Below are 9,530 nucleotides of genomic sequence, written 5' to 3' on the forward strand. Positions count from 1 at the left end.
GTGCTGTCCGCCGGCGCCGGCCCAGCCGTACGCCCGGCGCCACCGCTGCCCCCGGACGTCGTGTTCCTGTTCTCCGGACACGGCGGGCAGCACACCGGCATGGCGGCCGAGCTCTACGCACGCTGGCCGCGATTCCGCGAGGATCTCGACACCTGCGCCGAACTGGCCGAGCCCCGGCTGGGGTTCGACCTGCGCGAGGTGCTGTTCCCGGACGAGGACGACGAGGCCGCGGTCCGCCGGGCGGGCACGCAGCTCGCCACCATGGCCGTCGGCCAGCCGGTCGTGTTCGCCGTGGAGTACGCGCTCGCCGGGCTGTGGCGGTCGTTCGGGGTGGAGCCGGCCACCGTGGCCGGGCACAGCCTCGGCGCCTACGCGGCCGCGACGACGGCCGGCGTACTCAGCTGCGCCGACGCCGTGCTCCTGGTGACCGAGCGCGGCCGGCTCATGGACGAGATGCCCGCCGGCGCCATGCTCGCCGTGTCCGCACCCGCCGAACGACTCCGGACGCGCCTCGGCCCGCGGCTGTCCGTCGCCGCGGTGAACGGCCCGGCCCAGTGCGTGGTCGCCGGTTCCGTGGACGCGGTCGAAGCCCTGCGGGCCGAGCTCGCGGAGGAGGGGGTCGAGAACCGGCGGCTGCACATCAGCGCGGCGGCGCACTCCCCGCTGGTGGAACCCGCGCTGGACACCTTCCGTGAGCGCGTCCGGTCGGTCCGGCTGGCGCCCCCGAAGCTGACCTGGATCTCCGACAGCACGGGACGCCCGGTCAGCGCGCAGGAGGCGATCGACCCCGAGTACTGGGTGCGGCACATGCGCCGGACCGTGAACTTCGCCGCTGTGTTCGACACGGTGCTCGGCCCGGTCGACGGACTCGCGCCCGCTGCCCTGGTGGAGGTCGGGCCGGGGCGCACCCTGAGCGGACTGGCCCGGCAGTACCTGACACAGGGCGCGGCCGGCGACGAACGGGTCGTGGTGCCGAGCATGCCGCACGTCGCCGACCCGACGCCCGGTGCCGAGGTGCTGCTGACCGCCGTCGGCCGGTTGTGGCAGGCCGGCGTCCCGGTCACGTGGTCCGAGCTGCATCCCGAGGAGCGTCTACGCCGGGTTCCGCTGCCCACCTACCCATTCGAACCGCGGCGGTTCCGGCTCGACGGGGACGAGCAGTCCCAGCACGACACCGGCCGGCGAGCGGAGCTGCCCGCGCCCCGGGCGGAGCGGTCAGCCCCGGTCCGGCCGGCCGGCGACACGCCTCCCGGCGACACCGAGGCAGTGGTCGCCGCCGCGTACAGCACCATCCTCGGCCTCGACGAGGTCGACCGGCATCGCGACTTCTTCGAGCTCGGCGGCGACTCGCTGCTCGCCGCTCGGGTGGCCACGATCCTGCGCCGCGAGCTCGGTGGGGACATCGGGGTGCGCGCGGTGTTCGGTGCACCGACCGTGGCCCGACTCGCCGAGGCGATCGACCGGCGACGGGACGCCGCGTCATGAGCGGGGGAGCGTGGCTGCTGTGCCGCACCCGCCGGGAGGGCGCCGAACGGCTCTACTGCTTCCCGCACAGCGGCGGCTCGGCGGGGGAGTTCCTCGCCTGGTCGGACCTGCTGCCGGACCGGGAGATCTGGGGCGTGCAGACACCCGGTCGCGGCGGCCGGACCGGCGAGGAGCCGCTGACGACGATGCGGGATCTGGTCACCGCCATCGTCGACGAGGTGGACTTCGTCGCGCCCTACGACCTGTTCGGGCACAGCCTCGGCGCGACGGTCGCCTACGAGGTCGCCGTCGCGCTGCGGGTCGCCGGCCGGACGCTGCCGCGGTGCCTGTACCTGTCCGGCCACGCGGCGCCGCGCCGTCACGTACCCGATCCGTCGTTCGCCTCGCTCACCGACGACGACCTGATCGACCACGTGGAGGACCAGTTCGGCGCGGTGCCCGCCGAGCTGCGCGACGACCCGGACTGGCGTGCGCTCGCGCTGGCGCCGTTGCGCGCCGACCTGCGGATCGTGGCCGGCTACCGGCCGTCCGACACCGAACCCTTGCCGTGCGCGGTCGTCGCCCTGGGCGGGACCGACGACACGGTCGTGACCGAGCCCGGGCTGGCCGCCTGGCGCGACCACACCACCGGACCGTTCGAGCTCCGCATGTTCGCCGGAGATCATTTCTATTTCAGGGAGAATCAGGATGACGTACTCGACTACCTCTCCGCCCACCACTCGAGGCTTGCTCGACGAGCTCTTCCTGGGTCACCTGCGCTGGGCTGATGTCCGGTCGTTCCCCGAGCAGGCCCCGGAGGAGGAGCGCGCGGGCGACGAGGCGGTCGCGGCACTGCGCCGGCTGGTCCTCGAGCACGTCGACCCGGCCGAGCTCGATACCACCGGGCGCATGCCCGCGGGGCTGGTCGAGCTGTTCCGGGAGCAGGGCTGGTTCAGCATGTTGGTCGACAACGGCAACCGGGCCGCGCTCTCCCCGCTGAACGCGGTCCGCGCGCTGGAGGCCGTCGCCGGCATCAGCCCCGCGGTCGCGCTGATGCTGGGCAGCAGCAACGGTTTCGGCCCAAGCCACTACCTGTCCCTGGTGCCGGACGGACCGCTGCACCAACTGTTGGAACGCCACGTCGACGCGGGCTCGGTCCACGGCACCGCGGACACCGAGGTGTGCGGCGCGGCGAACGCCGGCCGCGAGACGGTCGCCGTGCCGGTCGAGGACGGGGCCGCCTACCTGATCTCTGGTGAGAAGATCCACATCGGCAACGGCATCTCCGCCGGGCTCGTCGACGTCTCCGCATCTCTCGAGCACGACGGCACGACCCAGATCCGCATCTTCTTCGTGGAGACCGACTCCCCGGGCGTCGAGGTCGTCCCGCAGCAGTACATGGGCCTGCACGGCGCGCCGTTCGGCGTGATCCGGTTCGACAACGTCCGGGTTCCCGCCGAGCACCTGCTGCCGGCCTCGGTCGACGCATGGCGCGACGACCCCGCTCTCGTCCGGCTCGCCGTGCTGGGCCGGATGCTCACGATCGGCCCGTCCTCGCTCGCGATCGCCAAGCAGTGTCTGGTGTGGAGCAAGGAGTTCGTCAACCGGCGCACGAGCGACGGGCGCCCGCTGGGCGACCACGACGCCATCCGGCGGATCGTCGCGCAGAACGCGGCGGACGTGTTCGCGATCGACAGCGTGACGCGGTGGAGCCTGCAGACCGACGACCTCGCCGAGCAGGCCCCGGAGCACACCGCCGCCAAGAACCTGATCTCGGTCGCCTGCTGGCGCGCCATGGACCGCACGCTGTCCCTGCTGGCGGCCGAGGGCTACGAGACCAGCGAGAGCAAGGCTCGCCGCGGCGGCCCGACCCTGCCCGTCGAGCGGTTCGTCCGAGACGCGCGCGGCCTTCGCATCTCCGGTGGCGTCGACTTTCTGCTCGACTACTGGACGGCGCTCGGCGCGCTGCAGACGGCGGACGCCCGGTCGGGCGACGAGCCCGGTCCGGGCCGGCGCGCGGAAACGGACGAGGCATTGTCCCCACGCAACCAGGCACACCTCGCGCACCTGGAGTCCGAGGTGCACGCGCTCGGTGCGCTGCTGCGCAGGCTCCTGCAGCGCAACGGGTCGGCGCCCGTCCCCGAGTACCAGCACAAGCTGATGCTGGCGGGTCGGATCGGCATCACCACCCTGGGCATGGCGATCGTGCTGGCCCGCGCCGCCCACCTCGCGGAGCGCGGTGACACCGTCGCCCAGGAACTGGCCGACATCTGGTGCGCGGAGGCACGTGGCGAGCTGGCCGGGTTGTGGCCGCAGGCGGCCAACGAGCAGGAGCCCGACTACGCCGCGATGAGCGAGCGCGTCCTGCACGACGACGCGCTGGACTGGCTGCTGCGTGATGCCGTCGGTGAGGGGTCCCATGACTGAGACCGTGGCCACCGCGGCCGCGGTGGACCAGACGACCGGCCCGATCGACCGGAGGTGCCTGCACGACCTCGTCGTGGCCGCGGCGCGCGAGCATCCCGGCCGCGCCGCGATCGTCGTAGGCGACGAACGCATCACCTACCGCGAGCTGCTGGTTCGTGCCCGCCGCATGGCCGGCGAGCTGCGCGCCGCCGGCGTCGACCGACCGGCCGTCGGGGTGCTGCTACCCCGCACTGCCGAGTTCGTGGTCGCGGCGCTCGCCGCGTTGTTCGCCGGTGGGTACTACGTGCCGCTGGACCCGGACTACCCTGTCGAGCGCCTGCGGCTCATGCTGACCACCGCGGGCTGCTCGGTCGTGGTCGGCACGAGCGCGTTGCGCGAACGGCTGCCGCACGGGTTCGACGGCCGGTACCTGGCCGTCGACGACCCGGCGGGCGCCAGGCGCGGGTCCGGGCCGACGCTCCCCGAGACGCATCCGGACGACCTCGCCTACGTCATGTTCACGTCGGGTTCGACGGGCACCCCGAAGGGCGTGATGATCACGCACCGCGGTGTGGTGCGCCTGGTGGAGCCGCCGGGCATCGTGCCGGTGTCCGCCGCCGACGTCGTGCTACACCTGTCGTCGGTCTCGTTCGACGCCGCCACTTTCGACATGTGGAGCGCGCTGACGGCCGGCGCCACCCTGGCCATCGCCCCCGCGGGGCGCCCGTCCGGGCGGGACGTCGCCGAGCTGATCCGCCAGCACGGGGCGACCACCGTCCTGCTGCCCACCGGCCTGTTCCACCTCATGGTCGACGAGCAGGTGTCGGACCTGGCCGGGCTGTGCAAGCTGGTGGTCGGCGGCGACGTGCTCTCCGCCGGCCACGCGCGGCGGTTCACCGCGGCTGTCGCGGACTGCGCGCTCGTGAACGCGTACGGGCCGACCGAGGTGACCGTCGCGACTACCATGCACGCTGTGTCACGAGACCACTCCGATCCGGTACCGATCGGCGCGCCGATGCCGAACACGAGCATCCGGTTGCTCGACGACGACCTGCGGCCGGTCCCGCCCGGCGAGGTGGGCCAGATCTACGCCGGCGGGCGCGGTCTCGCCCGCGGCTACGTCGCCGATCCCGGCCTGACCGCGGCCCGTTTCCTACCCGACCCGGACGTGCCCGGCGCCCGCGTGTACGCGACGGGCGACCTCGCGAGGCAGCGGCTCGACGGCGCGTTCGAGTTCCTGGGCCGAGTGGACGACCAGGTGAAGAAGCGCGGGTTCCGAGTGGAGCCGGGCGAGGTCGAGGCGGCCCTGCGCGAGGATGCCGCGGTCCGTCAGGCGTACGTCCTCGCCGACGGCGCGTCGGCGGAGACCCGCCGGCTCGTCGCGGTGCTCACGCCGGCAGACGGCCCGGCCGACGCCGAGTTCACCGACGGCGTCCGGGGCCGGCTGCGTGACCGCGTTCCCGAGCATCTGGTGCCGGATCTGTGGACGACGGTGGAGACGGTCCCCCTGACTCTCGGCGGCAAGCCAGACCGGGCGGAGCTACGCCGGATCGCCACCAGCGCGCGGCGGGTGTCCGCCCCCGCCGAGACCGCGCCGGACGCCGGACCGGAGGAGTCCGCGCTCGCCGCCATCTGGCGGGAGGTGCTGGATCTCGAGCAGGTCGACGCCGACGCCGACTTCTTCGAACTGGGCGGACATTCGTTGCTGGCCAACAAGATCGTGTACCAGGTGCGCAAGCGCCTCGGCGTGGACCTACCCCTGTACGAGGTCTTCGACCGGCCCCGGTTCGCCGACCTCGTGGCGGAGCTCGAGCGGCTGTCGGGCGGCTCCGGTGCGGGGACCGGCGAGGTGGGGGAGTGAACCGGGGCTGGTACTACGCGGCCCTCGTCCTCGCCACGCTGGCGTGGGGCGTGGAGATCGTGGTCGGCAAGTACGCGGTCACCGGCATCGGCGCGTTCACGACACTGTTCGTCGAGTGCGGCACCGCAGCGGCCTTTCTGTGGGTGCTGATGCTGCTCCGGCGGCGGCGCACGCCACGCCGAGTTCCGTTGCGGCACTACACCTTTCTCGGTTGGCTCGAACCATTCGTGACTTACGGGGCGCTCAACGTCGGGCTGCTGACCGCCGCCGCCACCGACGCCGCGCTCCTGCTGGCGCTGCTGCCGGTCATCGTGCTGGTGCTCGGCGTCCTGTTCGCCCACGAGCGCGTGGGAATTCGCGGCATCACCGGTGCGCTGATCTCCACCGCCGGCGCCGTCGTGCTCACCACCGCGGACCTGACCGTGGTGGGCGGGTTCGGCGACCTGTTCATCCTGCTCGCCAACTTCGGCGCGGCCGGGGCGGTGCTGGTGGTGAACCGGTTGTCCAGCAAGGCCGACGCACTGGAGATCACCGCCTACCAGTTCGGGATCGGCTTCCTCATGACGATTCCGGTCATGGTGGTCGTGTGGCTGACGGGGTTCGAACCGGTTCCCGGGTTGTCGCAGCTGCCGCAGCTGCTGGCGGCGGCGGCGGTCGGCGTCGGCGCCTTCGCAATCGCCTACTTGGCGTACAACTACGCCGTCGGCAAGGTGTCCGTGGGGCTGGCCGGTGTCGCGCTCAACCTGATCCCGCTGTTCGGGGTCGTCTCCGCCGTGCTCTTCCTCGGCGAGACCGTCGGCCCGACGCAGTGGATCGCCGGCGCACTGCTGCTCGGCGGCCTAGCTCTCTTCCCGATCGGCGACCAGGGGCAGCCGCCGGTGCCGGCACCCAGCACACAGGAGGCAGAGCGTGCCAGCCGAGAGCCTGACCGCCAGCCAGGCCCGCACGCGGGCAGCAGTCATCAGTGAGGTCTCCTACGACATCGACCTGGACCTGAGCGGCGCGCGGGACGAGTCGGCCTTCCGGTCGGTCACCGCCGTCCGGTTCACCGCAACGCCCGGTGCCACGGTCTTCCTCGACCTGGTCGCGGTCGCGGTGCACGAGGTGGTGCTCAACGGTGCGTCGCAGGCCGTCGGGGATGTGCTGGCGGGCGACCGGATCCTGCTGCGCGACCTGGCCGGGGACACCGAGGTCCGGGTCGTCGCGGACTGCCGGTACTCGGTGACCGGGGAGGGCATGCACCGCTTCGCCGACCCGGTCGACGGCGAGACCTACCTCTACACGCAGTTCGAGGTGCCCGACGCGCGCCGCGTGTTCGCCTGTTTCGATCAGCCGGATCTCAAGGCGCGCTGCCGGTTCACCGTCACGACCCCGACCGGGTGGCGGGCGATCGGCAACGTCGAGGCTGAGCGCGTCGAGTCCGGCGACCGTGTGGTGCACCGGTTCGGCCGGACCCTGCCGGTGCCGACCTACGTCGCGTGCGTGATCGCAGGGCCCTACGAGCAGGTGCGAGACGTCTACATCGGACCGGATGGACGCCGTCTTCCGCTCGGCCTGTACTGCCGCCAGTCCGTGCGACGGTTCCTCGACGCCGACGACCTCTTCGAGACCACCCGGCAGGGGCTCGACTTCTTCCACCAGATGTTCGCCATCGCCTACCCGTTCGGCAAGTACGACCAGGTCTTCGTGCCCGAGTTCCACACCTATGCGATGGAGAACGCGGCCGCGGTGACGATCCGGGACGAGGACCTTTTCCGGTCGAGGGTCACCGACCGCGAACGGGAGGAGCGCGCGGACACGATCCTGCACGAGATGGCCCACATGTGGTTCGGCAACCTCGTCACGATGACGTGGTGGGACGACCTGTGGCTGAACGAGTCGTTCGCGACACTGATGGCCACCACTTGCCGGGCGGAGATGGCGGGCAGTCGCTGGCCGGGGGCATGGACCACGTTCACCGACTCCATGAAGGACAAGGCGTACGAGCAGGACCAACTGCCGACCACGCACCCGATCGTCGCAGAGATCGGCGACGTCTCCGAGGTCCTCGGCAACATCGACGGAATCACCTACGAGAAGGGGGCCTCGGTACTGCGGCAGCTGATGGCCTACGTCGGCCGCGACTCGTTCGAGGCGGGCTTACGCGACTACATGAGCCGGCACGCATGGGGGAACACCCGGTTGCGCGATCTGTTGGCGGCGCTGGAAAAGGCATCTGACCGGGACCTCAGCCGGTGGTCCGGCGCGTGGCTGGAGACGGCCGGAGTCAACGTGCTGAGGCTGCGCACGGCGGCCCCTGGCGAGGGCGCGCCTGGCGCCGTCGTGGTCGAGCAGGAGGCACCAGACCTGCCGGCGGAGGCCTCGGGCACCGCGGTGCTGCGCCCGCACCGCATCGCGATCGGCAGCTACGACCAAGCTGGCGGGCGGCTGGTGCGCGGGGCGCGGGTCGAGGTCGATGTAGACGGTCCGGCGACGGTTGTGCCGATGCCGGCCACGCGCCCGGCCGTGCTGCTGCCCAACGACGACGACCTCACCTACGCGAAGGTGCGACTGGACGAGGCGTCCTGGGCGGTCGTGCGTGCCCGGATCGGCGACTTCGCCGACTCGCTGCCTCGCGCGCTGTGCTGGTCGATCGCGTGGGACATGACACGGGACGGCGAATTCGCCGCCCGGCTGTACCTGCCGATGGTGCTCGCCGGCCTCCGCGCGGAGACCGAGATCGGCATCCTGCGCACCCAGCTGCGCAGGCTGCGCACCGCGCTGTGGCAGTACGCCGATCCCGCCTGGCGTGCCGAGGGGACGACCCGCTACGCCGAGGAGGCACTCGTCCGGTCCGCCGAGGCGGATCCGGGCAGCGACCACCAACTCGCCTGGGTAGAGGGGTTCGTCGCGATGGCGGCCACCGCGGAGCACATCGCGGTGCTACACGGACTGCTGGCCGGCGAGCACGGTATGGCAGGTCTGGAGATCGGCGACGATCTCCGCTGGACGATTCTGGAACGGTTGTGTGCCATCGGTTCAGTCGATGAGTCCATGGTGGACGCAGAGCTCGCGAGGGACGGCACGGCGGACGGCGCACGTCGCCACCTGAGCTGCCTGTCCGCACGCCCGACGCCCGAGGCGAAGACGGCGGCGTGGGAGAGAGTCGTGGGACAGGCGGAGCTTCCCGGCGCCCAACTGACGGCGGTGATCGCCGGGTTCGCTCAGCCGGACCAGCACGAGTTGCTGGCACCGTACACCGCGAAATACTTCGAGATGCTCGACGACGTTTTCGCGTGCCGGTCACCCGAGACCCAGCGGCAGATCGTCACCGGCCTCTACCCGCGCGGGCAGATCGAGCCGGCGACCCTCGCGGCCACCGACGCATGGCTCGCCGGAGCACGGCGCCCAGCTCCCTTGCGCCGCATGGTGATCGAAGGACGCGACGGTGTCACCCGCGCCCTCCGCGCCCGCGCCGCGGACCGTAACGCTGACGAGCGGCCGGCGTGAGTCCCAAGGAATCGGGGGTTCGCTGCCTTCCTCATGCCGGCAGTCTCAACGGATCATCTGGACTGCCCAGTGACCTACCCGCTGGTCCGTGAACTCGCCGCCCCCGGACGCGCCCGTGCGGGTGCCGGTGGCGGTGACCTGTCGGGTGCTCGGCTTCTCCGCCCAGGCGTGACCCCACACCCGACGTGATCTTGACCCCGTTTCACGGACTCGCCAGTGAGGAGATGAGGGTCGACGGGCGGGTGATGGTTTCGAACTCTACGGGACTCATCCAGTCCAGGGTGGAGTGTCGGCGGTGGCGGTTGTAGAA

Annotated in this window: 6 protein-coding genes; all 6 read left to right on the forward strand. The window is 71.9% G+C overall.

Going from position 1 to position 9,530, the window contains the following annotated elements:
• A partial coding sequence (locus ACRDSK_RS28025) for an acyltransferase domain-containing protein (protein ID WP_431444337.1) occupies positions 1–1,485 on the forward strand: 1,485 nt, incomplete at its 5' end.
• On the forward strand, positions 1,482–2,252 hold the full coding sequence (locus ACRDSK_RS28030; RefSeq protein WP_431444338.1) for a thioesterase II family protein: 771 nt from the start codon (positions 1,482–1,484) through the stop codon (positions 2,250–2,252). The genes ACRDSK_RS28025 and ACRDSK_RS28030, both read left to right, overlap by 4 nt.
• Positions 2,212–3,891: an acyl-CoA dehydrogenase family protein gene (locus ACRDSK_RS28035; RefSeq protein WP_431444339.1), complete on the forward strand. Its 1,680-nt coding sequence runs from the start codon at positions 2,212–2,214 to the stop codon at positions 3,889–3,891. Before ACRDSK_RS28030 ends, ACRDSK_RS28035 begins: the two co-directional genes overlap by 41 nt.
• Positions 3,884–5,731 (forward strand): non-ribosomal peptide synthetase, encoded by a 1,848-nt coding sequence (locus ACRDSK_RS28040; protein WP_431444340.1) that lies wholly within the window; start codon positions 3,884–3,886, stop codon positions 5,729–5,731. The genes ACRDSK_RS28035 and ACRDSK_RS28040 overlap by 8 nt, the downstream gene beginning before the upstream one ends.
• Entirely contained in the window at positions 5,728–6,699 is a 972-nt protein-coding gene (locus ACRDSK_RS28045; protein WP_431444341.1) for a DMT family transporter, read from the forward strand. The genes ACRDSK_RS28040 and ACRDSK_RS28045 overlap by 4 nt, the downstream gene beginning before the upstream one ends.
• On the forward strand, positions 6,641–9,220 hold the full coding sequence (gene pepN / locus ACRDSK_RS28050; protein WP_431444342.1) for an aminopeptidase N: 2,580 nt from the start codon (positions 6,641–6,643) through the stop codon (positions 9,218–9,220). The genes ACRDSK_RS28045 and pepN overlap by 59 nt, the downstream gene beginning before the upstream one ends.
• The last annotated feature ends 310 nt before the right edge of the window (positions 9,221–9,530 follow it).

This window comes from Actinophytocola sp. (assembly GCF_050699915.1).
Lineage (GTDB): Bacteria > Actinomycetota > Actinomycetes > Mycobacteriales > Pseudonocardiaceae > Actinophytocola.

Bases quoted from the DNA above. Each gene is read 5' to 3' on its own strand.
- ACRDSK_RS28040 (WP_431444340.1), top strand. From the start codon at position 3,884: ATGACTGAGACCGTGGCCACCGCGGCCGCGGTGGACCAGACGACCGGC.
- ACRDSK_RS28030 (WP_431444338.1), top strand. From the start codon at position 1,482: ATGAGCGGGGGAGCGTGGCTGCTGTGCCGCACCCGCCGGGAGGGCGCC.